General features: G+C 67.5%; 22 protein-coding genes and 1 pseudogene. 11 read left to right on the top strand and 12 right to left on the bottom strand.

Annotation, left to right across the window (positions count from 1 at the left end; genetic code table 11):
- Nucleotides 1–44: 44 nt before the first annotated feature.
- The 3 genes from MWU77_RS09670 (at nucleotide 45) to MWU77_RS09680 (ending at nucleotide 3,816) form a co-directional block, all read left to right on the top strand.
- On the top strand, nucleotides 45–1,472 hold the full coding sequence (locus MWU77_RS09670; RefSeq protein ID WP_169685941.1) for a zinc-dependent metalloprotease: 1,428 nt from the start codon (nucleotides 45–47) through the stop codon (nucleotides 1,470–1,472).
- A 92-nt stretch (nucleotides 1,473–1,564) separates the two neighbouring features.
- A complete protein-coding gene (locus MWU77_RS09675; protein WP_169685939.1) occupies nucleotides 1,565–2,452 on the top strand; it encodes a TOMM precursor leader peptide-binding protein in 888 nt (295 codons plus the stop codon).
- Between the two features lie 38 nt (nucleotides 2,453–2,490).
- The gene (locus MWU77_RS09680; protein WP_169686811.1) at nucleotides 2,491–3,816 is read left to right on the top strand and encodes an AarF/ABC1/UbiB kinase family protein; all 1,326 of its coding nucleotides are present in this window, start codon (nucleotides 2,491–2,493) and stop codon (nucleotides 3,814–3,816) included.
- A gap of 48 nt (nucleotides 3,817–3,864) precedes the next feature.
- Here MWU77_RS09680 and MWU77_RS09685 read toward each other — a convergent pair whose 3' ends face one another.
- Both MWU77_RS09685 and MWU77_RS09690 read right to left on the bottom strand, forming a co-directional pair.
- Nucleotides 3,865–4,176 (bottom strand): WhiB family transcriptional regulator, encoded by a 312-nt coding sequence (locus tag MWU77_RS09685; RefSeq protein WP_206039552.1) that lies wholly within the window; start codon nucleotides 4,174–4,176, stop codon nucleotides 3,865–3,867.
- Between the two features lie 122 nt (nucleotides 4,177–4,298).
- Nucleotides 4,299–4,439 (bottom strand): hypothetical protein, encoded by a 141-nt coding sequence (locus MWU77_RS09690; protein ID WP_169685935.1) that lies wholly within the window; start codon nucleotides 4,437–4,439, stop codon nucleotides 4,299–4,301.
- 135 nt (nucleotides 4,440–4,574) lie between these two features.
- Here MWU77_RS09690 and MWU77_RS09695 point away from each other — a divergent pair, with 135 nt between their 5' ends.
- Together MWU77_RS09695 and MWU77_RS09700 are read left to right on the top strand one after the other, a co-directional pair.
- Complete coding sequence (locus MWU77_RS09695; protein ID WP_169685933.1) at nucleotides 4,575–4,934, top strand: VOC family protein; 360 nt, start codon at nucleotides 4,575–4,577, stop codon at nucleotides 4,932–4,934.
- 256 nt (nucleotides 4,935–5,190) lie between these two features.
- A complete protein-coding gene (locus MWU77_RS09700; protein ID WP_247273541.1) occupies nucleotides 5,191–6,081 on the top strand; it encodes an alpha/beta hydrolase family protein in 891 nt (296 codons plus the stop codon).
- A 33-nt stretch (nucleotides 6,082–6,114) separates the two neighbouring features.
- Here the strand turns inward: MWU77_RS09700 and MWU77_RS09705 are convergent, their stop codons facing one another.
- On the bottom strand, nucleotides 6,115–8,250 hold the full coding sequence (locus tag MWU77_RS09705; protein WP_169685931.1) for an ATP-dependent DNA helicase UvrD2: 2,136 nt from the start codon (nucleotides 8,248–8,250) through the stop codon (nucleotides 6,115–6,117).
- 130 nt (nucleotides 8,251–8,380) lie between these two features.
- Here MWU77_RS09705 and MWU77_RS09710 point away from each other — a divergent pair, with 130 nt between their 5' ends.
- Nucleotides 8,381–8,650, top strand: a complete 270-nt coding sequence (locus tag MWU77_RS09710) for a mycoredoxin (RefSeq protein WP_169686808.1) — start codon at nucleotides 8,381–8,383, stop codon at nucleotides 8,648–8,650.
- A 65-nt stretch (nucleotides 8,651–8,715) separates the two neighbouring features.
- Here the strand turns inward: MWU77_RS09710 and MWU77_RS09715 are convergent, their stop codons facing one another.
- Entirely contained in the window at nucleotides 8,716–9,561 is an 846-nt protein-coding gene (locus tag MWU77_RS09715; protein ID WP_169685930.1) for an SDR family NAD(P)-dependent oxidoreductase, read from the bottom strand.
- A gap of 118 nt (nucleotides 9,562–9,679) precedes the next feature.
- On the opposite strand from MWU77_RS09715, the gene MWU77_RS09720 reads away from it, so the two are divergent.
- Complete coding sequence (locus tag MWU77_RS09720) at nucleotides 9,680–10,297, top strand: TetR/AcrR family transcriptional regulator (RefSeq protein ID WP_169685928.1); 618 nt, start codon at nucleotides 9,680–9,682, stop codon at nucleotides 10,295–10,297.
- Here the strand turns inward: MWU77_RS09720 and nudC are convergent.
- On the bottom strand, nucleotides 10,287–11,186 hold the full coding sequence (nudC, locus tag MWU77_RS09725; RefSeq protein ID WP_169685926.1) for an NAD(+) diphosphatase: 900 nt from the start codon (nucleotides 11,184–11,186) through the stop codon (nucleotides 10,287–10,289). The two genes, MWU77_RS09720 and nudC, sit on opposite strands and share 11 nt — an antisense overlap.
- A 10-nt stretch (nucleotides 11,187–11,196) precedes the next feature.
- Nucleotides 11,197–11,892: pseudogene (locus MWU77_RS09730) on the bottom strand (TrkA family potassium uptake protein); the annotation flags it as partial.
- A gap of 74 nt (nucleotides 11,893–11,966) precedes the next feature.
- On the opposite strand from MWU77_RS09730, the gene MWU77_RS09735 reads away from it, so the two are divergent.
- Nucleotides 11,967–12,356 carry a hypothetical protein gene (locus MWU77_RS09735; protein ID WP_169685924.1) on the top strand — a complete coding sequence of 130 codons (390 nt, stop codon included), beginning with the start codon at nucleotides 11,967–11,969 and terminating at the stop codon, nucleotides 12,354–12,356.
- Between the two features lie 8 nt (nucleotides 12,357–12,364).
- Here the strand turns inward: MWU77_RS09735 and MWU77_RS09740 are convergent, their stop codons facing one another.
- Genes MWU77_RS09740 through MWU77_RS09750 form a run of 3 tightly spaced genes read right to left on the bottom strand, consistent with a single transcriptional unit; the run spans nucleotide 12,365 to nucleotide 19,754 of the window.
- On the bottom strand, nucleotides 12,365–13,048 hold the full coding sequence (locus MWU77_RS09740) for an alpha/beta fold hydrolase (RefSeq protein WP_169685922.1): 684 nt from the start codon (nucleotides 13,046–13,048) through the stop codon (nucleotides 12,365–12,367).
- Between the two features lie 5 nt (nucleotides 13,049–13,053).
- Entirely contained in the window at nucleotides 13,054–16,404 is a 3,351-nt protein-coding gene (locus MWU77_RS09745; protein ID WP_169685920.1) for an ATP-dependent helicase, read from the bottom strand.
- On the bottom strand, nucleotides 16,401–19,754 hold the full coding sequence (locus tag MWU77_RS09750) for an ATP-dependent DNA helicase (protein WP_169685918.1): 3,354 nt from the start codon (nucleotides 19,752–19,754) through the stop codon (nucleotides 16,401–16,403). Before MWU77_RS09750 ends, MWU77_RS09745 begins: the two co-directional genes overlap by 4 nt.
- Nucleotides 19,755–19,839: 85 nt before the next feature.
- On the opposite strand from MWU77_RS09750, the gene MWU77_RS09755 reads away from it, so the two are divergent.
- Genes MWU77_RS09755 through MWU77_RS09765 form a run of 3 tightly spaced genes read left to right on the top strand, consistent with a single transcriptional unit; the run spans nucleotide 19,840 to nucleotide 22,710 of the window.
- Nucleotides 19,840–20,628 (top strand): alpha/beta hydrolase, encoded by a 789-nt coding sequence (locus MWU77_RS09755; protein WP_247273542.1) that lies wholly within the window; start codon nucleotides 19,840–19,842, stop codon nucleotides 20,626–20,628.
- 2 nt (nucleotides 20,629–20,630) lie between these two features.
- The gene (locus tag MWU77_RS09760) at nucleotides 20,631–20,924 is read left to right on the top strand and encodes an MGMT family protein (protein WP_247273543.1); all 294 of its coding nucleotides are present in this window, start codon (nucleotides 20,631–20,633) and stop codon (nucleotides 20,922–20,924) included.
- A gap of 43 nt (nucleotides 20,925–20,967) precedes the next feature.
- Nucleotides 20,968–22,710: an NTP transferase domain-containing protein gene (locus MWU77_RS09765; RefSeq protein WP_247273544.1), complete on the top strand. Its 1,743-nt coding sequence runs from the start codon at nucleotides 20,968–20,970 to the stop codon at nucleotides 22,708–22,710.
- Here the strand turns inward: MWU77_RS09765 and MWU77_RS09770 are convergent.
- From MWU77_RS09770 to nirD, 3 genes are read right to left on the bottom strand one after another with little or no spacing between them, the layout of a single operon-like run.
- Nucleotides 22,699–23,433 carry a sirohydrochlorin chelatase gene (locus MWU77_RS09770; RefSeq protein WP_169685911.1) on the bottom strand — a complete coding sequence of 245 codons (735 nt, stop codon included), beginning with the start codon at nucleotides 23,431–23,433 and terminating at the stop codon, nucleotides 22,699–22,701. The genes MWU77_RS09765 and MWU77_RS09770 overlap by 12 nt on opposite strands.
- Complete coding sequence (locus tag MWU77_RS09775; protein ID WP_169685909.1) at nucleotides 23,430–24,563, bottom strand: uroporphyrinogen-III synthase; 1,134 nt, start codon at nucleotides 24,561–24,563, stop codon at nucleotides 23,430–23,432. The genes MWU77_RS09770 and MWU77_RS09775 overlap by 4 nt, the downstream gene beginning before the upstream one ends.
- Entirely contained in the window at nucleotides 24,560–24,997 is a 438-nt protein-coding gene (gene nirD / locus MWU77_RS09780) for a nitrite reductase small subunit NirD (RefSeq protein ID WP_169685907.1), read from the bottom strand. Before nirD ends, MWU77_RS09775 begins: the two co-directional genes overlap by 4 nt.
- Nucleotides 24,998–25,034: the final 37 nt, after the last annotated feature.

The following is a 25,034-nucleotide window of genomic DNA, read 5'->3' on the forward strand; positions in this document are numbered from 1 at the left end:
CGCACCGGCCGTTTCCGACTCCGTCCCCTTGTACCGTTGACGGTATGAGCGACACCCCCTTCGGATTCTCGAACCCCGACGACGATCCCGACCGCAAGAAGGACGGGGGGTCCGACGGCGGTGCAAGCGGCTCCGAAGGCGGATTCCCGTTCGGTTTCGGAGTTCCCGGCAGCGGCGGCGACAACCCGTTCGGTGCACAGGGCTTCGACCCCTCCCAGTTCGGGCAGATGCTGAGCCAGTTCGGCCAGATGCTCAGCGGCATGGGCAGCGCAATGGGCACAGGCGAGTCCGGTCCCGTCAACTACGAGGTGGCCACCAAGCTGGCCCGTCAGCAGATCGGATCGGTGACCCCCGTGTCGGCGGGCACGACCGACGCTGTGCGCGACGCCGCGCGCCTCGCAGAATTGTGGCTCGACGCAGCGACAACGCTCCCCGCCGGCGCCACGAAGGCCGTGGCATGGACGCCGGTCGACTGGCTCGACAACACGCTCGACACGTGGAAGCGCCTCGCCGATCCGATCGCGGAGCAGGTCAACGGCATGATGGCACAGGGTCTTCCCGAAGAGGCCCGAGCAATGGTCGGGCCGATGATGGGCATGTTCGCCCAGATGGGCGGAATCGCGTTCGGCTCGCAACTCGGCCAGGCGCTCGGTCAGCTTTCGAAGGAAGTGCTGACCTCGACCGACATCGGTATCCCGCTCGGCCCCGAAGGCACCGTGGCGTTGATGCCCGCGGCAATCGAAACTTTCGGAGAGGGACTCGAACAGCCGGCTCAGGAGGTACTGGTCTTCCTTGCGGCGCGCGAATCCGCCCACCAGCGGCTCTACAGTCATGTGCCGTGGTTGCGGCAGCGTCTGCTCGGTGCGGTCGAGGAGTACGCGCGCGGAATCAAGATGGATTTCTCGGCGATCGAGGATCTTGCGCAGGGCATCGATCCGGCGGCACTGACCGACCCGTCGAAGATCCAGGAACTCCTCGGCCAGGGCGCGTTCGAACCTCAGACCACGCCGGAACAGAAGGCCGCGCTCGAGCGGCTGGAGACGATGCTCGCGCTGGTCGAAGGCTGGGTCGAGATCGTCGTCTCCGACGCTCTCGGTGATCGCCTTCCCGGGGTCGCAGCACTGAGTGAGACTCTCCGCCGTCGACGCGCAACGGGTGGTCCCGCGGAACAGACCTTTGCGTCGTTGGTGGGCCTCGAGCTCCGGCCACGGAAGCTGCGGGAGGCCGCGACGCTGTGGCGACGCCTCACCACCGATGCCGGTGCCGACGCACGCGACAAGGTCTGGGCACACCCCGACCTGCTTCCGGATTCCTCCGACCTCGACAATCCCACGGCATTCGTCGACCGGGTGATCGGGGGCGGAACCGATGCATTCGACGACCCCATCGCGCAGCTGAAGGCGACCATGGAACGCGAGAAGGCCGAGCGCGACGACAACTCGGACGACGAGAATCCCGACGCATCGAACTGAGACCTGTTTACTCTGGTCACAGGCGTTCAGCCCTGTGGATAACTCAGTGATCTGCCCTCGGCCGGACCACCGCGGCTGCGAAGCTTCCCGGTATGACCAGTTCCGTTCGTGCCGAAGCGCAGGTTGACACCGGTAGCGACACCGGCCTTTCATTCGATCCCGCACTACTGGTGTTGAGACGCGCCGACGGTCGCGTGCAGGTGGGGTGGGGACCCGAGACCGGTCGCGTCATCGTGCCGCCCGCGGGCCTCGATGAATTCGATGTGCGGACCGTCCTGCAGTTGCTGGACGGTGCGCACACGGACGACGAGATCGTCGAGACGGCCGTCGAGCGAGGCGCAGATGCCGGCGGCGTGCGGTTGTTGCTCGACGATCTGGTGGCAACCGGACTCGTCCGAGGGACGGCATCGACCAAGACCCGTGTCGCCCCGACGCCCGCGCATCGGATCAGGGTCTACGGCGATGGCCCGCTCGCCGATGCACTGTGCGCGCAGCTGGCGTTGCGGGATACCAAATGGTCCCGCGCGGGTAGATACACCGGCGACGAACGTCTCCAGGAGGGTCTCGCGTGCGTGGTCCTCGCAGATATCCAGGTGCCCGATCCGCTCGTGGTGCGCGACCTCATGCGGCACCGTGTCCCGCACCTTGTGGTCCGCACACGGGACGGCCGAGGAATCGTCGGTCCATTCGTCGTCCCTGGCAGCACGAGTTGCCTACGGTGCGCCGACCTGACCCGCACGGATCTCGATCCGTCATGGCCCGTTCTCGCCGCCCAGCTGTGGGACCGGCCCGGCCACGCCGCGCGCGCGGTGGTTCTCGCCACCGCTGCCTTCGCACTGGCCGAGCTCGATGTAATTCTTGCCGGGTCCCTGCCGCTCGCTGTGGCCGATCACACGGTGGAGATCGATCTGTCGTCGTTCCGGCTGTCGAAACGCCGCTGGTTCCGTCACCCCGACTGCGAGTGTTCGATGTCGATGTGACCCGCCCCGGGTCGAAGATGATGTGGGACCGGTCAGGCATGATGGTGTGCGTGGCCGACATCCCTCGCAAAAGCTCTTCCCGCACCGCCAAACTCGCGAGTATCCCGTTGGGGATCGCGGGACGCGCCGCGATGGGCTTCGGTAGGCGTCTGGCAGGGGGCGATCGCGACGAGATCGACGCCGAGATGGCAGCGAAAGCCGCCGAGCAGCTGTTCACCGTGCTTGGCGAGCTCAAAGGCGGCGCCATGAAGCTCGGGCAAGCGCTCAGCGTGATGGAGGCTGCGGTCCCCGAGGAATTCGCCGAACCGTATCGAGAGGCTCTCACCAAACTCCAGGCGGAGGCGCCGCCGCTGCCCGCAAAGGCCGTGCACCACGTACTCGACCAGCAGCTCGGCACCAAATGGCGCGAACGCTTCACCTCGTTCGACGACGTACCGACCGCCTCGGCCAGCATCGGTCAGGTACATAGGGCGGTGTGGTCCGACGGTCGGGAGGTTGCGGTGAAGGTGCAGTACCCGGGCGCCGACGAGGCGCTGCGCGCAGATCTCAAGACCCTGTCGCGGTTCGCGAGCCTGTTCTCGACCGTGATGCCGGGCACCGACGTCCGCGCAATCCTCGACGAACTCTCGGCGCGCACCGAGGAGGAGCTCGACTACCGCATCGAGGCCGACAATCAGCGTGCGTTCTCTAAGGCCTTCGCCGACGATCCGCAGTTCCTCGTACCTCGCGTGGTCGCAAGCGCGCCCAAAGTTACTGTCACCGAATGGCTTTCCGCTACGCCCTTGTCTTCGATCATCACCGGCGGGACACAGGAGCAACGCAATCGCGCGGGCGCTCTGCTCGCCGAGTTCCACTTCTCCTCCCCGACGCGAGTGGGGATGCTGCACAGCGATCCGCACCCGGGCAACTTCATGCTGCTCGACGACGGGCGGCTCGGTGTCATCGATTTCGGCGCCACCGCAGCGATGCCGGACGGTTTCCCGCCGGTATTGGGCCGGATGGTCCGGCTCGCCGTCGACGAGCGGTTCGACGAGCTGACGCAACTGCTGTACGACAACAAGTTCGTATTGCCCGGCCGGACGGTCACGGATCGGGAGATCGCCGATTATCTCCGGCCGTTCACCGACCCCATCCGGACAGAGTCGTTCCACTTCACCCGATCGTGGTTGCAGCAGGTCGCGGGTGTGGCCACCGACTTCTCCGGTCCTCAGTTCCGGACCGCCCGCACGTTGAATCTTCCGCCCGAGTATCTGAGCATCTTCCGGGTTCTGTTGGGTTCGGTGGGGATCTGCGCTCAACTGGACGCATACGCGCCCTACATGCGGATCCTCACCGAGTGGATGCCGGGGTTCGTCGACGAGTGACCACCCCGGGCGGCCGGAGCATGACCCTCCCCCGGCCGCCTGAGTAGATCATGCACACACCAATTCCTTGTCGGGATCGGTGACGACGGGATGCTTGCGCGGACGCCCCCGGGGGCGCTTGCGTGCGACGACCGTTCCACGGTCGAGGATTTCGCCGCCCCACACTCCCCAGGGCTCCTCGCGATCGAGGGCGGCTGCGAGGCACCGCGAACGCACGGGGCATGCGGAACACAGTTCCTTGGCACGTTCGAGGTCGGCGGGTGTCTCGGCGAACCACAGGTCCGGGTCGTAGTTGTGGCACGGCAGGATTCCGGCACGCGCACCGGTATCTCCGTCGGAATCGTGCGGGGCGGTCGACAGGGTGTCGCTCGGCACGAGAGCTCCTTTTCGATGGTTCGGATGAAATGCGGTGCGAACCCCGGCCGAAAAGCAAGAAGGCCACGGTCCGCTGGGCGGGGTCCGTGGCCTGGAATCGGAATCGTCTACCGGAGGCGAACCTCGGGCAGAATCCTGACCACGGACGAGACGGCTGCTGCACGCACACGACGGGCACGCGGAGCAGCCACGTCGGCTGCCCCGGCGGCGGGGGCAGCGATGAGTGCGAGCGCTGTGAAGCCGAGCATCGGTGCTACCTCCTACCGTGGTTCGTGCACGGGCTCTCCCGTGACATCGTCATTCAGAGTAGTGATGCCCCCGCGGATGACACAAGTTATTTTCTACCTGCGGTTTCACACTTCCGCGGCGGTTACGTTGGACGCATGACACTCGCGACGACAAGATTCATCCCCGTGCTCGATTGCCCCGACCCGCGAGCGCTCGCCGGTTTCTATCGCGACCTACTCGGCTGGCGGATCGTGACGGACCGCGACGAATGGTTCGAGCTTGCCCGCGACGACAGCACCGCGATCGCATTCCAGCTCGCCCCCGACTTCGTTCCGCAGCGATGGCCGGAGGAAGGTGTTCGCGCCCACCTCGACTTCAGCGTTCCGAATCTGGACGAGGCCGAGGGAGTTGCACTCGACCTCGGCGCCACCCGCGTTCACGGCCCATCGGCAACCCCGACGTTTCGTGTGTTCCGCGACCCAGCGGGCCATTACTTCTGCCTCTGTGCCTGCTGACAGGACTTCGCGTCGCCGGATCGGAGATCGGTGACCGAACGCCGACCGAGACCGTATTGCAACCGACCGAACACCGTCGCGCAACCCCCGCGCTCTTGTCGAATGCGACGATCGGTTGATGCGGAAGTTGTGTGTGAGGTCAATGTTACGTGTGTTGTCTGCGTCGTCGGTTATAGTGCTGGCCTCGAGCATCGGGTTCGGCGGGCTTGCCGCGGCTCAGCCGAGTGCGGAGCCACAGCCGCCTGGAACCAGCGCGGTGTCGGACATTGCTCCACACGTGGTGGAGACCCGGGAGATCTCCCCCACTCACACCGTCGTCGACGTCTACTCCCCGGCAATGGATCGGGTGATCTCCAACGACGTTCTCCGGCCGGCACACGGCGGATCGCTGCCTACGTTGTACCTGCTCAACGGGGCTCTCGGCGGTGAGGACGGAGTCGGCTGGATGAACAATTCACAGGCCCCCGCGTTCTTCGCCGACAAGAACGTGACCGTCGTACTGCCGATCGGCGGGCGGTTCAGCTTCTACACGGATTGGGGCGCCCCAGATCCGATCCTGGGCATCAATATGTGGGAGACGTATCTGACCCGGGAACTTCCGGGTGTGATCGACCGCGAGTTCGGCGGGACCGGACTGAACGCAGTCGCGGGATTGTCGATGAGCGGTGGGCCCGCTCTGGATCTCGCGATCCAGGCGCCCGATCTGTACCAGGCTGCTGCATCGTTCAGCGGATGTCCTGCACCGAGCAACCTCCTTGCCAGCGTGGGCATCTCGACCATGATCGCCAGCGGGCTGAACAACCCGTTCAACATGTGGGGCCCGCCTGGCAGCCGGGGGTGGAAAGCGCACGACCCCGCTGCCAATGCCGCGAAACTCGCCGGTACCGCCGTGTACGTCAGCGCGTCCCGCGGGGCTGTGGGTGCGGTGGACCGGATCCCGGAGGGCGCGATCCCGCCGGTCGGCGGCATGGTCGTCGAAGCACTCGTGCACCGATGCACCGCAATGTTCGTCGATTCGCTCGAAGCAGCGGGTGTCCCGGCGACGGTGTCGATGCGTGATACCGGCGCCCACACCTGGGCCTTGTTCGAAGATCAGCTGCGCGAAGCGTGGAGCACCACGATCGCCCCGGCTCTGCAGACCCGCTGAGTCCCTCAGTTCTGGGTCTTACTGTTCTGGGTCTTACAGATCGAGGGTGTCGCCTGCTCGCTCACCGCGCACGAGTGCGAGGACGTCGGCCCCGAACTGTTCGAGTTTTCTCGCGCCGATCCCCGGGATGGCGACGAGCGCCCGATTGTCGGCGGGTTGTTGTTCTGCGATCGCGACCAACGTGTTGTCGGTGAACACCACGTAAGCGGGAACCGAGAGTTCCTTGGACCGGTCGCGTCGCCAGTCCTTCAATGCCACCAGCAGGTCCTCGTCGAGGTTCGATGGGCACCCTTCGCACCGGCCGAGTTTCGTGGAGGTCGACGTCATCAACGGTTTGCCACAGACCCGGCATTGCGGCCGCTTCCGCCTCGGCGGTGCCGGTTCGATGATCTTCGATGCCGGCGAACTATCGGGGATCAACCCCAGCAGGAATCGTGATCGGCGGCGGGTCTTGCGCCCACCCTCCGTGCGCGACAACGCCCACGAGAGTTGCAGATGCACACGCGCGCGTGTCACCCCTACATACAGCAGCCGGCGTTCCTCCTCGATGCCGGCTTCGTCGGGTGCGGTGTCTTTGTCGCCGGTGACGTGAGTGATCGGCAACATGCCGTCGGTGAGCCCGACGAGGAACACGGCATCCCACTCGAGCCCCTTCGCCGCGTGCAACGACGCGAGGGTCACGCCCTGCACGGTCGGTGGCTGCCGTGCTTCGGCGCGCGCCGCAAGATCGCGCAGCAGGCTCGCGAGCGTCAGATCCGGTTCGTGTTCGAGGAGTTCCTCGGTGAGTTGCACGAGGGCGGTGAGCGACGCCCACCGCTCGCGCGCCTGGGTACCGGCAGGTTCGGTGTCGGTCAGGCCGAGCGGAACGAAGGTGGCACGGACCAGGTTGACGAGGTTGCTTCCGCGATCCGCGTCCTCGGGCAGGTCGTCGCGCGAGCCGGTCTGGCGCAGGGCGTTGACCGCCTGGCGCACCTCGGCGCGCTGAAAGAACCCCTCGCCCCCTCGAACTTGATAGGGAATGCCGGTCTCGGTGAAGGCCTGCTCATAGGCCTCGGACTGAGCGTTGATCCGGTACAACACGGCGATCTCGGAGGCCGCGACGCCGTCGCGCAGCAGCTTGGCGATGGCCTTCGCGACGGCTTTCGCTTCGGCGGGTTCGTCGTCGTATTCGGCGAAGACCGGTTCGGGCCCCGCGGGACGCTGCCCGATCAGTTGGAGCCTGGTGCCGGCGATCCGGCCCCGCGCTTGACCGATCACCCGATTCGCGAGGTCGACGACCTGTGGAGTGGATCGGTAGTCGCGTTCGAGCCGGACCATGGTGGCCTCGGGAAACCGGCGGGAGAAGTCGAGCAGATACTTGGGCGACGCTCCCGTGAACGAGTAGATCGTCTGGTTGGCGTCGCCGACCACCGTCAGATCGTCCCGTTCGCCGAGCCACGCATCGAGTACGCGCTGCTGCAGCGGTGTGACGTCCTGGTATTCGTCGACGACGAAACACCGATACCGGTCGCGGAACTCCTCCGCCACCGTCGGGTTTCCTTCGAGAGCGCCGGCAGTCTGTAGCAGCAGATCGTCGAAGTCGAGATAGATACCGTCTTCGCCCCGGTTCTTCAGGGATTCGTATCCCGCGTAGACCTTCGCGACCCGCTCGGCGTCGGCGGGCGGCTCACGCCGTGCCCGGGCGGCGGCCGCAGGGTAGTCCTCGGGCGCGTGGAGTGACCCTTTCGCCCATTCGATCTCGGACAGCAGGTCGCGGACCGTGTCGGTGTCGGTCGGGAAACCTGCGCGATGTGCTGCCTGGGACACCACCGCGAACTTGCGGTCGAGCAGATGCCACGGAATATCGCCGACGACCTGCGGCCAGAAGTAACGCAGCTGCCGAAGAGCGGCAGCGTGGAAGGTGCGGGCCTGAACCTGCGGACCCGATCCGCCGACCCCGAGCTCCCGGAGACGCGAACGCATCTCGCCCGCGGCGCGCGCCGTGAAGGTCACAGCGAGGACCTGCCCCGCCGAGACATGGCCGTCGGAGACGAGGTGAGCGATCCGGCGCGTGATGGTGCGGGTCTTGCCGGTACCGGCGCCGGCGAGAACACACACCGGACCCCGGGGTGCGAGGACTGCTGCTGCCTGTTCCGGGTCGAGACCGTCCACCGCCGCTTCCACACGCATGACCCCCATCATGACAGTGCCGACCGACATCGCGACCTACCGGCATCATCACCGTGCGTGCCAACTGTGCCCGAGAACACATTCGAGGGGAAAGGGAACAGATCGGGGGCTGCGCGACGTTGTCGCCGTCATGACGACCTCCGATATTTCGACCGCCGACACGCACGCGCTCACCATCTACTCGACCACATGGTGCGGGTACTGCAAGCGCCTCAAGAAGCAACTCGACGAGAACGGCATCGGCTACGCCGAGATCGACATCGAGTCCGACCCCGCTGCCGCGGAGTTCGTCGGCAGCGTCAACGACGGAAACCATGTCGTCCCGACGGTGAAGTACGCGGACGGGACGACCGCAACCAATCCGCCGCTGTCCGCCGTCAAGCGGGCGCTGGGTCTGTAGATCGGCCGGTCGGGTCGGGCGGTGCGGGTCACGGAACTGCACCGCCCGACTCATTCGGTGAGCACTCATCCACCGGGAGCCGGGACAGCCGATTCTGCCGCCCGGCTCACCTCCTGCCACGCCGACCAGGTGTCGACACGCTGTTTCGCTGCGTCGATGGCCGCGTCGAGGACCGCGCTGCCCAGAATGAGACGCAATGGCGGCGCATCACTGTCCACGAGTGCGCTGATCGCCGTTGCAGCAAGGGCCGGCTCGCTGTCGATACTGGCATCGGCGAACTGTTCGGCGATGTCGGCGCGGAGCTGCGCGTAGTCGTCGGACGGCTCGGTGAATCCCATCCCGGTGTAGAGGTCGGTCCAGTATCCGCCGGGTTCGACGATGGTGACGTCGACGCCGAAGCCCGCAAGTTCCGCAGCAAGTGCCTCACTCGCGCCTTCCAGTGCGAACTTGCTCGCGCTGTAGATTCCGGAGGTCGGTCCGGTGACGACACCGCCGATGCTCGAGATCTGCACGAGGTGGCCACCTCGCTGGCGCCGCATCACACCCGCCACCGCCTGGCTCACCCATAGCGCCCCGAAAAAGTTCGTCTCGATCTGAGCGCGCACCTGCGCTTCGTCGAATTCCTCGACGAATCCCGACCACATGGTTCCGGCGTTGTTGATCGCGATGTCGATGCGACCGAAACGTTCGACGGCGGTATCGACCGCCCCGAAGACCGCCGCGCGGTCGGTGACGTCGACGGGAAGCCTGAGCACTCTGTCGTCGTCGAGATCGGTGACGGTGTCGATCGTGCGGGAGACGGCGACCACACGGTCGCCCGCCGCGAGCGCTTCATCGACGAATGCCCTACCCAGACCGCGGCTCGCTCCGGTGACGAACCACACGCGCTCCCGCGTATCCGATCGAGTCATTTGCACCTCCTCGAAATAAGACGAGACGTTCCGTCTCGTTATGATCGAAATGGTAACCCCGCCCCTTGCGCGAGTCAATACGGTCCGTCTCGTCTCGACTGGAACGTATGATCGCGCCATGCCCTCCATCGAACCGGACCGTTCGCGACGCAGCGCCGCCTCCCACACCGCAATACTCGATGCGGCCGTCGAACTCGTGGCCGAAGTCGGCTACGCGCGCCTCTCGATCGAAGCAATCGCCACACGCGCCGGTGTCGGGAAGCAGACGATCTACCGGTGGTGGCCGTCCAAGGGGGCGGTGCTCCTCGACGCATTCCTCCGCAAGAACACCGGCGATTCCGAGAATTCGCCGGGCTTACCCGACACCGGCGACCTCGACGCGGACCTGAAAACGGTGATGCGCGCGTCGATCGAGGAACTACACGACCCCGCATTCGAGAAACCCCTCCGCGCACTGACCGTCGCGGTCCTCACCGACGACGCACTCGCCGAGGAGTATCTGCGGCGGTTCGAGGCACCCACACGAGAGATGAAGAAGCAACGACTCCGAACGGCACAGGAATCCGGTCAGCTACCGGACGACCTCGACCTCGACGCCGCACTCGACGCGATCTTCTCGCCTCTGACCCAGCGATGGTTGTTCCGTACCGGGCCACTGACGGCCGACTACGCCGACCGCATGGTCGAAGTCGCGCTGGACGGAATACGCCGTACCGATACGGTGATCAGCCGTTGACCCAGCCGGAGATCAGTCCGCGCGCGATCGAGATCGAGCCGGGCAGCAACAACGGTGCGTCTTCCGGCGACGCCCAGTCGCCTACGGCGAGGGCAGCGCGCACTTCCTCGCGCGTGAACCACCGTGCCTCAGCGATCTCTCCGTCCAGGAACTCGACCCTCTGGTCCGGATCCGCCACTGCGGAGAACCCGAGCATCAGCGAGCGCGGGAACGGCCACGGCTGACTTCCGAGGTACTGCACGTCGTGGACGTCGACACCGACCTCTTCGCGGATCTCACGAACCACGCAGGCTTCGAGCGACTCCCCTGCCTCGACGAATCCCGCCAGCACGGAGAAGCGGCGCTCGGGCCACGACGGCTGGCGGGCAAGCAGGACCCGGCCATCGCCGTCGTGGACGAGACAGATGATGGCCGGATCGGTTCGGGGGAATTCCTCGTGACCGGTCACGGTGCTGATCCTCGACCAGCCGGCGACCGTGGGCTCGCTGGGGGAACCGTCGACAGCGCTGAACGCGGCCTGGTCGTGCCAGTTCAGCAGCGCCACTGCACTGACCATCAGATCGGCGTCGGCATCACCGAGATCTTCGCCCACCCGGCGGAGGTCGGCGACCGTTCCGGTCTGTGCGAGCACACGGACCGCCCACACGTGCAGACCGTCGCGAATCCCGAGGAACACTGCTCCGGATACAGGTTCCGGCCCCAGTTCGGTGGCCTCGGCCAGCACGAGAACCGATCCGACGACAGGCGCCTGGCCTCGGCGATCGATCCGCAAGAGCTTCGCTGTTGCCCATCCGGCGCGAAGCGCGTCGACGTCGGATCGCAGTTCCTCGGCACGGTCGACGACGGTGCGCGACAACAGCGGTGTCTCACCCAATGCGAAAGCCGTCACACCGTGCACACTAACCGCGCATCGCTCCGGAAGCCGAACCGGACACCAGCCGGATGTACAGGAGTTTGTCGCCGGGCTCGATCGCATCGATCTCCGGAGACCCGATCCTCCACATGCGGCCGTCGCGCACCACCGCCAGGACGATGTCCTTGAGATGACGGGGTGAGCCCCCCACTTCGCTCTCGTCCACATCACGTTCAGCGATCGCGAAACCCGCCTCGGGTGTCAGCAGATCTTCGATCATCTCGACGACGTTCGGGGTGGTCGTGGCGATCCCGAGAAGCCGGCCCGCGGTCTCGGACGAGATCACCACCGAATCAGCGCCCGACTGTCGCATCAGGTGGGTGTTCTCCGATTCGCGGATCGCTGCGACGATCTTCGCCTTCGGCGCGATCTCCCGCGCGCTGAGAGTCACCAGGACCGCGGTGTCGTCGCGGTTCGCCGCGACGATAACTGCGGCGGCGTGCTGGACACCCGCGAGTCGCAGCACATCGGACTTGGTCGCCGAGCCCTGCACCGTGACGAGCCCCTGCCGCTCGGCGGCCTCGAGCACGCGCGGGTCGGTGTCCACCACCACGATCTCGGACGGGGGAACCCCGTCGCCGAGCATCGCGTCGACGGCAGTATGCCCCTTGGTGCCGTAGCCGATCACGACGGTGTGATTACGCACGGGGAGCCTCCATCACTGAATCTCGAATGCCTGTCGGGGAGTTACCGGCCGGCAGGGGTGTCGCACCGACCAGAACGGCAGCCTACGCGCCGGGCGCTAGTGTGACGTGCATGTCCACGCAACGTTCCCGTGGCCCCGCGCTGCGGCTTGCCGCGCTCCTCACCGGCGCCGGTGTCATGCACTTCGTCCTGCCCGCGCAGTTCGACAGCATCGTGCCGAAACAGTTACCGGGCGAGGCTCGCCACTACACCTACGCGTCGGGCGTCGCCGAGCTGGCCGTCGCGGCGACGCTGGCGGTCCCCCGCACCCGCCGGCTCGGTGGCACCCTTGCCGCGTTCTTGTTCGTCGCCGTGTTTCCTGCGAACGTGCAGATGGCGGTGAGCTGGCTTCGAAGCAACCGTGTCTCCCCCGCTGCAAAGGCGGTCGCGGTGGCTCGACTTCCCCTGCAGATCCCACTCGTCACCGAAGCGTTGAAGGTCCGGCGTACCGCCGGGAGGTGACTCTCCCCCTAACGGCGCGCCAGTAGGAGTTCGGTGAGCTCCGACGGACACACGAGCGCGGGCAGATGTCCGCTGTCGACCGTCTCCGGTTCGACGCCGAGCCTGTCGTTCGCCAACCTGGTGAGGAACGGAAGCGGAAAGAGCCGGTCGTGGCGCCCGGCGACCACTCTCACCGGCACGTCGGGCCAACTCTCCGCCTCCCACCGCGGTTCGAAAGCCTTGTCCGACAACCGACTCTCCTCACGCGCGAACGCTTCGTCGCGCAACTCCGCAGGCACATCGTGGAAGAACAGTTCCAGAGGATCGGGTGCCGCGTCGGGATCACGTCCGTCGAGGACGTCCTGGGTGCGCTTGGCCTCCTCGTGCCCGACGTTGCCCCACCACAGTCCGGGTGATTCGCCGGGTGCGGGGATCATCGGTGCCACCAGGATCAGTTCGTCGACGGGAACACGCTCGGCGACGAGTACTGCGGTGAACGCCGACATCGACTGTCCCACGACGATCAGCGGTCCCTCGGCACCTCTGATCGCGGCGACCACGATGTCGGCATAGGTGCGCTGGTCGGCCTGATCGTCGCCGTACGGAAGGTCGACCGGCATCGCCGTGTGTCCGTGCTGCGCAAGCAACGGCACCACCAGATGCCAGTACCACGAATCGGAGCCCGCGCCGGGCAACAATACGAACGTCGACATCACTCTCACCCGTTCTCGGCGCCGGCAGACCGCACGAGCCGTTCGAGGAAGTCTGCGCCGGGCAGATCGTCGGGCGCCACCGTCCGGCCCGTCCTCACATAATGGAATGCCGCACGGACCTTGTCGAGAGGAATGTCGGCGGGGCGCCCGGTGATACGCGCGGTCCTCGCCGCCATCAATCTCGCCCACGCCAGCCGGTAGGCCGCAAGCTGCATCCCCACCGAGGCGAGCTTGTCGGCGTCCGGTTCGGCGCCGGTCTTCCAGTCGATGACCGTCCATCCGCCGTCCGGATCCTCGAAGACCGCGTCGATCCGCCCGCGGATCACAGTGCCGGCCAAGGACGTTTCGAAAGGTACCTCGACCTCGATCGGATTCCGGGCGGCCCAGGACGACCGCAGGAACGCTTCCTGCAACCTGTCGAAGTCGGATTCGTCGCCGCCTTCGTCGTCGGCGCCGGGCAGTTCGTCCAGGTCGAGCAGCCGGGTTGCACCGAAGCGACGTTCGAGCCACGCGTGGAACGCCGTTCCCCGCCGCGCGAGCGGGTTGGGCCGAAACGGCAGGGGCCGGCGCAGGCGTGCCGCGAGAGCGTCCGGATCCGCGGCAAGATCCACGAGCTGGCTGACCGACAGCTGTGCGGGCATCACCACTTCGGCACCGCGTTCAGCGCGCTGGTCGCGTTCCGCAAGCAGCGCATCGACGTCTGCCGCCCACTCGTCGGGGTCGTCCTCGGGCTGGTCGAGCGGCTCGGGTTCGCCGGCGGCAACGGCGTCGAGGACCAGCGCAGCACCGCGTTCGACGTCGGCGCGCCTCGATCCGAGGGGGTCGCGTGGCCACACAGCGCTGCGCGGCGTCTCGGTCATCGGATTGGCGGTGCCCGGCTCGGGTGCGGAGTCCCACTGATCGATCACGCCGAGTTCCGGGCGTTCGGTCAGCAGCGCATGCAGCTCTGTGAGGAACTCCGACGGGCCCTTGGGCTCCGACCCGGTGTCGGCCCAGTGGTGTCCGGACACGTACAGCGCCCGCTCCGTCCGGGTCAGCGCAACGTAGAACAGTCTCCTGTCCTCATCGTGCTTACGCCGTTTGAGTGCGTCCTTGTGGGCATCGATCGCATTCTCGACCATCTTGCGGTCCGAGACGTCGTCGAGATCGAGCACCGGTACACCGTCGGTACCCCCGCCCGGTTCGTCACCCGGTTGAGCACGGTCGCCACGGAGCGCAGGCGGGAGTTCGGCGAGCGCACCGAGCCACGTCGACAGTCCGGTCGTCGACGGGAAGATTCCGGTACTCACGTGTGGGACGGCCACTACCTGCCATTCGAGGCCCTTCGCCGAATGCACCGTGAGGATCTGCACCCGCTCGGGATCGACCTCGACCTCCCCCGGGGTGAGTCCTTGTTCGATCTCTTCGGCTGCCGACAGGTAGGCGAGCAGACCGGGCAATGTCGCATGGCCGCGACCGGCAAAGGACGCAACGACGTCTGCGAAGGCGTCCAGGTGTTCGCGACCTGCCACTCCGCTGTTGCTGCCGACCCGGGCCTGCGCCTCGATACCGATGCCGAGGACGCGTTCGACCTCGGCTACGAGCTCGGTCAGCGGTTGCCCCAGTCGTTCGCGCAACGAGGCGAGCTCGCGGGCCAGCGCCGTGATCCGCGCGAATCCGAACTTCGAATACTGCTCCGGCCGCCCGGGGTCGGAGATCGCATCCGCCAGCCCGGCCTGATCGGCGTACTCACCGGGCAGAGCCGAGTCGAGAGCGTCGTCGAGGGCGTCAGGATCGGTGACAGCACCGGTGACGCCGTGCCGGCCGGTGATCGCCAGTTCCTGCGCTCTGCGCCACAGAGCACGTAGATCTGCGGCGCCCAGCTGCCACCGTGCGCCGGTCAGGACCCGTACGGCGGCACTGCCTGCCATCGGGTCTGCGGCCAGACGCAGCATCGCAAGCACGTCGGCGACTTCGGGTGTGTGCAGAAGACCACCGAGACCCACCACCTCGACAGGCAATCCGCGGGCACGGAGCGCCTCTGCCATCGGTGCTGCATCGGCGTTGCGGCGCACCAGAACCGCAGCTGTGGGCGGCGGAACATTCTCGGCGCGCGCGGCCGCGTACTCGGCTTCGATCCGGTCGGCCACCCACCTGCGCTCGGCGTCGACGTCGCGGTGCATGGCGATCCGCACGTCGCCGGGCACCGCATCGGGACGCGACCTCAACCTGCTCACGGCTACGCCGCGCTCGCGCAGCGGCTCGGACGACACGTTGGCGAGTTCGAGCGCCTCCGGCGGATTGCGCCAGCTGGTCAGAAGTTCCAGCTTCGGTGCGGGTTCGCCGTCGGGGAGTTCGAAATCGGTTGCGAAGCGCGGAAGATTCGCGGCAGAGGCTCCGCGCCACCCGTAGATCGACTGCATCGGATCTCCCACTGCCGTGACGGCAAGACCACCGTCCTGGCCACCGCCGAACAGTGCCGACAGCAGGATCCGCTGAGCGTGTCCGGTGTCCTGATACTCGTCGAGCAGGACCACACGGAATCGCTCGCGTTCGCCTGCTCCGACTTCCGCGTGATCGCGGGCAACGCGTGCCGCGAGCGACATCTGACTACCGAAGTCGAGCGCACCTTCACGGCGCAGGGTTTCGGCGAGCCGCTGTACCAGCGGAAGCAGTTGCACGCGGGCGTCCTGTGTCTCGAGGTAGCCGAGGAGCGTCTTCGACGGCCCACCCCGTTGTCCCGGCCCACCCGGCAAGGTGTGGATCAGCTTGCCGAGTTCGGTATGCGCTTCGGCCAGCTGTTCGGGATCGACGAGGTGCTCGGCGAGCTGACCGGACAGCGCGAGGACGGTTTCGGTGACCGACGCGGGGTTCCGATCGGTGTCGAGCTCGCCGTCCCACGCGCTGACCACACGGTGCGCGATCTGCCACAGCTCGGTTTCCGAGAGCAACGCCGCCGACGGCTCGATCGGCAGCAACAGCCCGTGCTCGCCGAGCAGGCGCCCCGCGTATGCGTGGTACGTCCCGACCTCTGGCTCGCTGCCCAGGATCCGATTGCGAAGACCACCTGTGGGGTCGAGGTCGCGGACCAGCGGTGACCCGGCCAGTTTCGCGAGCCGCCGACGGATCCTGGTGGTCAGCTGTTGCGCGGCCTTGCGTGTGAAGGTCAGACCGAGGACCTGTTCGGGCTCCACGACGCCGTTCGCGACGAGCCATACCACCCGCGCCGCCATGGTTTCCGTCTTGCCTGCCCCCGCGCCGGCCACGACGAGGGCCGGGCCCATCGGCGCCTCGATGACCGCGGTCTGTTCGGTGGTCGGCGGTGGTTGGCCGAGTGCCTCGGCAAGTTGCTCCGCGCTCACCCGGTCCGGGCTCATCCGGTCACCTGCCTGCCTTCATCGTGTGCGGGACAACTCGATTGGACCGGACAATGCCGGCACCCGTCGTTGACCTGCGCCAGGAACTGCGGTCCGCGGGTCGCGGCCGCCGCTTCGTGGATCACGCCGCGCCAGTGCTCGAGCCCTTCCTGGTCGAGGGGTGGCTGAACCCGCTGAGTAGCCCCTTCCTTGTTGTGAGGCTTGGCCACGAAGACCAATCGCGCCCCGCCCGGTGTCGCGGCGGGTTCGCCCTCGACGGCACCCTCGGCGACTGCCACCTGATAGGTCGCCAATTGCGCGTGGTCGCGCGCGGCGTCCTTCGACACGGGATTCTTCGCGGTCTTGACGTCGACCACCACGGGACGGCCCTCGGGGTCGCGTTCGAGCCGGTCGATGCGCCCGCGAAGCCGGACGCGGGGCGCGCCTGCCTCACGAGGTTCGATCATGCCGTCGACAGTGACCTCGACTCCCACTTCCTCGAGTTCGCTGCGGGTTCCCTGCAGCCAGGTCGAGAAGGTGTCGAGCATTCTGCGCGTGCGTTCGAGTTCGCGACGCGCATACCAGTCGGAACCGAGGTCGACGGAACTCCAGGCGTTCTCGAGCGCCTGATCGATCCGGTCCGGAGGGATTCGCCCCGCGAGCGCCTGGACGAGGGTGTGCACGAGAGTGCCCGTCACCGCGTGCGAATTCTCGCCGTCGGATCCGCCGTGTCGTTCGAACATCCAGCGCAGCGGGCACGTGACGAGCTGTTCGACGGTGGAGGGCGACAGGCGTACCGCATCGTCCGGTTCCCACAGCGACAAGTCGGTACTCGGATCTGCTGTGCCGTACCACTTTTCGGGGTGAGCCCCTTGCACTCCTGCGCGAGCGAGCCTGGCGAGTTGAACGGCAGCACGATGCACGCGGTCGGGTTCGTGCAGCGCGAGCACCGGATCGCACACGACGGAACGCAATTCCGCGACGAGCGTCGGCAACGCGAGCACCCGCGTGCGCACTTCGTCGGGCACCGACGGCTCATCGGAGGTGCTCTGGTCGTCGGACCCGAGGAGTTCGTCGACGAACCGCGACCGCACGAGTTCGGTGTCGCCGCCGACCGAATCGACCGCGGTCACGAGTAGGCTCGTGCGGGCACGACTGCAGGCGACGAGGAACAACCGCCGCTCGTCGGCGAGCAGAGGCGCTGTACGCGAGAGCCGGGTGCTGCTGCCATCGCCGCCGTCGGCCCCGGACACCGCGTCGATGAGCGCTTCGATACCGAGCAAGGTGCCACGCGCCCGCAGGCTCGGCCACAACCCTTCCTGCACGCCGGCGACCGCGACGACATCCCACTCCCGTCCCGCCGCAGAGTGCGCGCTCGAGATGGTGACGGCCTCGGATTCTGCTGCGGCACGGCTGCGCACCGTGCCCGGAATCTCCTGTTCGGTGAGGTAGTCGACGAATCCGGAGATCTGGGCGCGCGGAAGCCGGTCTACGTAGTCTGCTGCCGCGTCGAACAGCGCCACCACGGCGTCGAGGTCGCGGTCGGCTTGCGCACCGACCGGACCGCCGCGCGCGGACGCCGCTACCCAGCGCCGTTCGAGGCCTGTCGCCTGCCACGCCGCCCACAGCACGTCCTCCAGACCACCGCCGCGCAGCAACGCCGATCGCGCCTCGGCCACCACCGACAGCACCCGTTTCAGCGGAGCGGCCTCCACGTCGGTCAGGCCTCGCATCAGACGGTCGGATTCGGCGGAATCCTCGACGAGCAGGGTTCGGAGGAGTTCGGCGGAGTCCCGGTCGCCTTCGGATGCGAGTTCGGCCCGACGCAATCCGCGCCGGAGCCGACGCAGCGCAACCGGCTCGGCGCCACCGACCGGACCCGACAACAACGCAAGCGCTTCCTCGGGACCGAAGCGGCGTTCGGAGACCGCCCTCAACACCAGCAGCATCCCCGCGACGCTGTGCTGCCTGGCGAGCGGCAGTTCGGATGCAGCAGTGGTCATCGGCACACCGGCTGCGAGAAGTGCGCGGCGAAGTGGCGCGAGCACACGCGGAACGGATCGGACGATGACGGCCATCTTCGACCACGGCACCCCGTCGATCAGATGGGCACGTCGCAGAGCGTCGGCGACGACGGCAGCTTCCTTGGCCTGGGACGACATCACCGCCACGCGCACCTGTCCCGGTGCGCCTGCCGGATCGGGCAGCTGCGCACTCTCGCCGGGGACGGCAGCATCGGGTACCGAGGCGCCGCGGTGCGGCGGAAGCCCGGGAAGACGTCCGGCTATCGCGCCGGTGACGGACGCGATGGCCGCTGCTGCACGGAAATCGGTGCCCAGGATGATGCGTCGCTGCGGATCGTGCTCGGCGAGTCCGGTGAGGAACTCCGGGTCGGCTCCGCGGAAGGTGAACACACTCTGATCCGGGTCTCCCGCGATCGTGCTCGTACGTGTACCCGTGCCGATGACCCGCACGAGGTGCGCGGCCTGCGGATCGAGATGCTGGGCGTCGTCGACGAGGAGATGCCGGATGCGGCTGCGCTCCCCCGCAAGCAACTCGGGATCGGTCGCGAACGCCGCCAGCGCTGCGCCCACGAGTTCTGCGGCGTCGAGTGCCGGAGCCGTGGCTTCAGGAGCTTCGAGCCCTACTGCTCCGCGCAGGAGCATCACCTGCTCGTACCGCTGCGCGAACAACCCGGCCGCCACCCATTCTGGGCGTTCACGACGTTCACCGAGCTCGACGAGGTCTTCGGGGCCGAGACCGCGCTCGTTTGCCCGCAACATCAGATCGCGCAGTTCCACGGCGAAACCGGTCATGCCGAGTGCGGGCCTGAGACGCTCCGGCCACATCGTCGCGCCGTCGTCGATGTCGCCGCGCAACAGCTCACGCAGAACGGCGTCCTGCTCGGCACCCGTGATCAACCGCGGGGGAGGATTTCCGTGTGCGGAAGCCTGCAAGCGCAGCACAGCGAACGCATAGGAGTGGACCGTGCGGACGAGCGGCTCGCGGGTGGCACGTGGGTCGGTTGCCGCCCCGACACTGAGCAGTCCCGCGGTGATCGCCTCTCGCACCGCGGTGGCGGCACGCCGAGAGTGGGTGAGCACGAGCACCGAGTCGGGTTGAGCCCCCGACGCGATGCGATGCACCGCAAGATCCACGAGCAAGGACGTCTTTCCGGTACCCGGACCACCGAGGACCTGCCATGGCCGCCATTGCGACGCGGGCGGAGCGTCGGCGAAGACCTGTTGGACATCCTGCGTCCACTTCCGGGCCGTGGACGTGTCCTCCGGCCGCCGGACGAGCCGCGCGGCCGCGCGGCGCGGGCGCTCGGGCGCTCCACGCAGTCCGGTACGGAGATCGGCGTCGGTCATATCGACATCCCAGCAGATGGGTCCGACAGGGCGGCGCACCGCCTCGGTCGCCCGTGGCCGCACCCGGGATGCCATAGTGAACGAGGTGAGCGCCTCCGCATCGCCCCTCCACACACATCTGTTCGGCCCCTCCGACGGCCCTGGGGTGCTGGCTCTGCACGGCCTGACCGGCCACGGCAGACGCTGGCAGAACCTGGCCGAGCGGCACCTTCCGGATCTCCGCATGATCGCACCGGATCTGCGGGGCCACGGCCGGTCGCCGTGGGAGCCGCCGTGGAGTTTCGAATCCCACGTCCACGATCTGCTGGGTGTTCTCGACGCTCACACCCGCGAGCCCGTCACGGTGGTCGGACACTCGTTCGGTGGCGCACTGGCGCTCCACCTCGCCGCGGCAGAACCCGACCGTGTCCGGGCACTCGTTCTACTCGATCCTGCGATCGCACTGCCACCCGACCGACTACTCGAGATCGCAGATCTCACCGTGCGGTTTCCCGATTACACGGATGCGGCCGAGGCTCGTTCGGAGAAGGTACACGGCGACTGGGGCCAGGTGGCCCCGGAGCTTCTCGATGCCGAGATCGCGGAACACCTGGTCGCACTCGATTCCGGCCGGGTGAACTGGCGTTACTGCGTACCTGCACTGGTGGCGTCGTGGGGCGAACTCGCACGTGAGTTCGTGCTGCCACCCAGCCACCTACCCACGGTCCTCGCACGTGCAGGCCGGGTTCGTCCCGCCTACACCTCGGACGCGTTCCGAACAGCGCTGGCCGAGCAACTCGGACCGCATCTGACGATGCTCGAACTCGACTGCGACCACATGATCGACCAGGCGATGCCCGCGAGTACGGCCGAACTGGTCAGGAAAGTGTTGTAGGCATGGTGACGACAGACGCTCAGATCGAGCACGTCCGCGCCCTGGTCGCGTCGATTCCCCCCGGGTGCGTGGCAACTTACGGCGACATCGCCGACGCGGCAGGGATGTCCAGCCCTCGCACCGTCGGATGGATCATGCGGACCGACAGTTCCGACCTGCCCTGGCACCGCGTGGTCCCGGCGTCCGGCAAACCCGTCGCCCACCTCGCCCATCGTCAGTTGTCCCGACTCGCAGCCGAGGGCGCGCCCGTCACCGATGACCGGGTCGATATGCACCGAGCGCGTCACACTTTCTGACGGCGCACGCGCGTCGTCGCGCGGTCTCGGGCAGCATGAGGGCATGTCCACGCTGTCCGAATCTGCGTCCGGGTCCGAGGCCGTCATCGTTGCGGGAGGGCGAGCGACCCGGATGGGTGGCGTCGACAAGCCCGCGCTCGTCGTCGCGGGCCGATCGATGCTCGACACGGCACTCGCCGCGGTGGCCGGTGCCGCCCGCATCACGGTCGTGGGCCCCCACCGCCACGGCCTCGACCCCGCGGTCGTCCAGGTTCAGGAGTCTCCGCCCGGTGGCGGGCCCGTCGCCGCGTTGGCGTCCGCGCGACCTACCGCAGAGATCGTCGTGACCCTCGCAGCCGACCTTCCGTTCGTCAGCGCCGAGTCGATCGCCACCCTGGTCGGTGCGCTCGACGCCGCCCCCGACGCGGACGCGGCGTTTGCAGTCGACGACGGCGGCAATCTGCAGTTCCTGCTCGCCGCGTGGCGTGGGCACGCGCTTGCTGCGCGCCTGTCGGCACTCGGAGCCGACCCATCCGATCAGCCGATGAAGGCACTGCTTCCGGAGCGTTACGTCACGGCCGTCGTGCCCGGAACCGAGGACTGCGACACACCCGATGATCTGCATCGCGCCCGAGTGGCCACGAGCAGCCATGCCGACCCGGACGAGGCACGACGGCGGCTCCGGAGTGCTCAGCGTCCGATGCCTGTTCGCAGTGTCGCGCGCGACGAGGCCGTCGGATCCACGCTTGCCTCCCCGCTGGTTGCCGCAGCGTCGCTGCCGCCGGCCGCGACGTCCGCGATGGACGGATACGCCGTGTGCGGGGACAGCCCGTGGACGCTGCGGACAGAAGTCAGATACGCGGGGGCAGCAGACGAATTCGCGCTCCGTCCTGGAGAGGCCGCCCGCATCGCCACGGGCGCGCACCTGCCGTGGGGCGCGACATCCGTGGTACGCGACGAGTACGTCACCGTCGACGACGGGGTCGTCACACGACTCCCGGACGCTCCGATCCGCGACGACTTCCGCCGCATCGGTGAAGAGTGGGAACCCGGATACGTACTGGCCGAAGCGGGATCGGCCGTGACGCCCGCGGTCGTCTCGACAGCTGCGAGTGGCGAAGTGTCGCACATCGACGTGCGCGGCCCCCTGCGGGTCCATCTCGCACTCACCGGCGACGAGATCCGTCGCAGCGGCCCGCTGCGCGAGGGGCAGACCCGTGATTCACTCGGGCCGGTTCTTCCCCAGTTCGTGTCGTGGTGCGGAGCAGAGGTCGCAGGCGAGGTCCATCTCCGCGACACGGCCGACGCCTTCGACGTCCTGCTGCGCACGAGCACCGAGGCCGACGCGATCGTGATCGTCGGCGCAACCGGTCGCGGGGCGGCGGATCAGCTGCGCGGTGCTCTCGATCGCGCGGGGGCATCGGTGGTGGTCGAACGGGTCCGGTGCAAGCCCGGGGGATCTCAGGTTGCCGCGATACTTCCGGACGGCCGAGCAGTGCTGGGCCTTCCCGGCAACCCTGTTGCGGCACTGGCAACTCTGTTGGTGATGCTGCCCGCGATCATCGACGGTCGCACGGTCCGCATTCCGGCGACACCACTGACCGCGCCACTGGCGAACGCCGCGGAGGTTGCGGGAGACGTCACCCGCTACCTCCCCGCGCGACAGCTGGCAGACGGAAAATGGATATGCGACAACATGATTCGAACCTCACATCTGGCAGGTCTCATCGGGCGTCCTGCGATCGCCTTGGTACCGCCGGATGCCGCCGACGGCGATGCAGTGGAACTCGTGCTGCTACCCCGATGACACCGTCAGCGGGTACGCGACTGCGGCGTCCGGCGGGAGCACCGCGGTGATCGCGGTCCGGTACCGCCGCGCGACCAGCTCGACGATCGAGTCGGTCACCCCGAGCGGTGCGGCGACTCCGTCGGCGCCGCACTCGAACAGCCGGCTGTGGAACAACCCCTCGGCGAGCAGGTACGACGCGATGAACACTCTGCGGGCCCCCTGCGCCCGCAGATCATCCACGACCTCGGCCACCCGAGGAGTTCCGGTTGCGACGTAACCGATCCCGACCGCGCTGCGGGTCAGCACTTCCAGCATCCGCGCTGCCGCCCTGACGTCACACACTGCGCGCGGATCGGACGATCCTGCCGCCGCAAGCACCACTGTGTCGCCGGGAGACCATCCTGCATCCCGCAAGCGGGACACCAGCACCCTCGCCAGTGCGGGATCCGGGCCGAGAGCATCCGTCACGACGACATCGCGGTGACCGCTGTCGGCGACCTCTCGGGGAACGTCGGTGTGCACGTGATAGCCCGACGCAAGAAACGCAGGCACGAGCACGGTCGGGCGGTCGCTGTCCCGCAGAATCTCGGCGGGCGACGGCCCAAGGACATCGACGAATGCCACACGCGTCGGTCCAGCAGTCCGCGACACCTCGCCCGCGAGCCGCGCGATCATCTCGACCCCCCGAGGATTCCGGGTGCCGTGGGCGACGAGGAGCAATGCCGGAGCGGTCGAATTCATAGTTCCTCCAATTCCACCGCGAGCCGGTATCCACGTTTGACGACCGTCTGTACGAGCCCGGGCGTACCGAGTGCCGAACGCAGCCGTGCCACCGCGGTCTCGACGGCGTGGGTGTCGCCGCCACCTCCGGGCAGGGCTGTCAGCAGTTCCTCACGGGAGACCACGTTTCCCGGCTTTGTCGCCAGCGCACGGATCAGCGCCATGCCTGCGGGGGCAAGGCAGCGCACCTCGTCGTCGACGAGAACGCATCGGCCCTGCAGCCCGAGAACGTGCGCGCCGATGTTGATCCGGACCGCTCGCCGAGGCAGATCCTCCGCGATGTGGCGGGCGAGAGATCCGAGTCTCGCCCGCGTCGGCATCGTCACGGGAACGTCGAGTTCGAGCAGCGGCGCAGCGGTCACGGGGCCGACACATACCGCAGTCACTCCGGCACGCAGCCCCTGGAGCATCGGTTCGAGCATTCCGATTGCCTTGGCCCTCATCAGCATCGACGCGACCGCTGGAGCGCTGGTATAGGTGACGGCGTCGAGTGCGCGGTCGCTTATCTGCTCGATCATCCGGTCGAGCAACGTCGAATCCTCGGGTGGGGTCCAGCGGTAGACGGGAACCGGTACCACGTCGGCCCCGGCAGCGCACAGCACGTCGCACAGGTCATCTCCGGGTTCCCACTCGGTTCGCTCCCCGTGGAGTTGCACGGCAATCCGTTTTCCCGTGACGCCTTCGGCAAGGAGATGCTCGAGAACCTCGCTGGAGGACTCCGACTCGGGCGACCACTCCTCCCGCAGTTCCGCAGCTCGAATCGCGCCCGTGACCTTCGGCCCCCGCGCGAGGATGCGACTCGCGCTCAGTGCCCGCGACAACTCGTCCGCGAGACCCCACCCTTCCGCCGCACCCATCCATCCGCGGAAGCCGATCGCGGTGGTCGCGATGGTCACGTCCGGCGGATCTGTGACGATGGCACGCGTGGCGTGCTCGAGTTCGGCATCGTCGGACAGTGGGATTATCCGGATCGCGGGAGCGCGGACGACGTCGGCGCCTCGGCGGGTGAGCAGCGTCGCGAACTCGTCCGCGCGCCGCGACGCCGTGACTCCGATGGTGAACCCGCGCAGCGGCGTGTTCTCGGAGCTCACGAAACGACGCCGCTGTCCACGGCTTCGGCGCTCCTGCGCCCGCGGAGTGGGCTGTGAACCTGTACGACACCTGCCCACACACGAACCTTGTAGACCGGAAGGCCCACGGTGGGGTCGTCGAGGCAGCGACCGTCGTCGAGCGAGTAGACCTGCTTGAGCAACGGCGACGCGACGGTCGGTTCACCTGCACGGTCACCGACGATTCCTCTCGACATCACAGCGGCGTGACCGATCGGGTCGATGTTGCCGACCGCACGCAGCGTGCCGTCGTCGAGCAGGAACAACGCCACCTGCTCTCCCCCTCGTAGCAACACCGCCACTCCCCGCCCGGGGATGAGGTGGCTCAGCGGGCAGGCCGACGTCCATTCCAGCCGGCCGTTCAGCACGCTGTCGCGTGTCGTGGTCTCCGCGGTCGGCATCGCGATGACAGTCATGGGTCCTCCTCGAGACTTGTTACCCGAAATTCTGATC

The sequence above is a fragment of the Rhodococcus sp. F64268 genome, assembly GCF_023015605.1.
Classification (GTDB): domain Bacteria; phylum Actinomycetota; class Actinomycetes; order Mycobacteriales; family Mycobacteriaceae; genus Rhodococcus.

Bases quoted from the DNA above. Each gene is read 5' to 3' on its own strand.
- MWU77_RS09680 (WP_169686811.1), top strand. From the start codon at position 2,491: ATGATGGTGTGCGTGGCCGACATCCCTCGCAAAAGCTCTTCCCGCACC.
- MWU77_RS09690 (WP_169685935.1), bottom strand. From the start codon at position 4,439: ATGCTCGGCTTCACAGCGCTCGCACTCATCGCTGCCCCCGCCGCCGGG.
- MWU77_RS09750 (WP_169685918.1), bottom strand. From the start codon at position 19,754: ATGACCGACGCCGATCTCCGTACCGGACTGCGTGGAGCGCCCGAGCGC.
- MWU77_RS09710 (WP_169686808.1), top strand. From the start codon at position 8,381: ATGACGACCTCCGATATTTCGACCGCCGACACGCACGCGCTCACCATC.
- MWU77_RS09735 (WP_169685924.1), top strand. From the start codon at position 11,967: ATGTCCACGCAACGTTCCCGTGGCCCCGCGCTGCGGCTTGCCGCGCTC.
- MWU77_RS09715 (WP_169685930.1), bottom strand. From the start codon at position 9,561: ATGACTCGATCGGATACGCGGGAGCGCGTGTGGTTCGTCACCGGAGCG.
- nirD (WP_169685907.1), bottom strand. From the start codon at position 24,997: ATGACTGTCATCGCGATGCCGACCGCGGAGACCACGACACGCGACAGC.
- MWU77_RS09670 (WP_169685941.1), top strand. From the start codon at position 45: ATGAGCGACACCCCCTTCGGATTCTCGAACCCCGACGACGATCCCGAC.
- MWU77_RS09720 (WP_169685928.1), top strand. From the start codon at position 9,680: ATGCCCTCCATCGAACCGGACCGTTCGCGACGCAGCGCCGCCTCCCAC.
- MWU77_RS09745 (WP_169685920.1), bottom strand. From the start codon at position 16,404: ATGAGCCCGGACCGGGTGAGCGCGGAGCAACTTGCCGAGGCACTCGGC.
- MWU77_RS09695 (WP_169685933.1), top strand. From the start codon at position 4,575: ATGACACTCGCGACGACAAGATTCATCCCCGTGCTCGATTGCCCCGAC.
- MWU77_RS09765 (WP_247273544.1), top strand. From the start codon at position 20,968: ATGTCCACGCTGTCCGAATCTGCGTCCGGGTCCGAGGCCGTCATCGTT.
- MWU77_RS09740 (WP_169685922.1), bottom strand. From the start codon at position 13,048: ATGTCGACGTTCGTATTGTTGCCCGGCGCGGGCTCCGATTCGTGGTAC.
- MWU77_RS09675 (WP_169685939.1), top strand. From the start codon at position 1,565: ATGACCAGTTCCGTTCGTGCCGAAGCGCAGGTTGACACCGGTAGCGAC.
- MWU77_RS09770 (WP_169685911.1), bottom strand. From the start codon at position 23,433: ATGAATTCGACCGCTCCGGCATTGCTCCTCGTCGCCCACGGCACCCGG.
- MWU77_RS09760 (WP_247273543.1), top strand. From the start codon at position 20,631: ATGGTGACGACAGACGCTCAGATCGAGCACGTCCGCGCCCTGGTCGCG.
- MWU77_RS09705 (WP_169685931.1), bottom strand. From the start codon at position 8,250: ATGCGTGTGGAAGCGGCGGTGGACGGTCTCGACCCGGAACAGGCAGCA.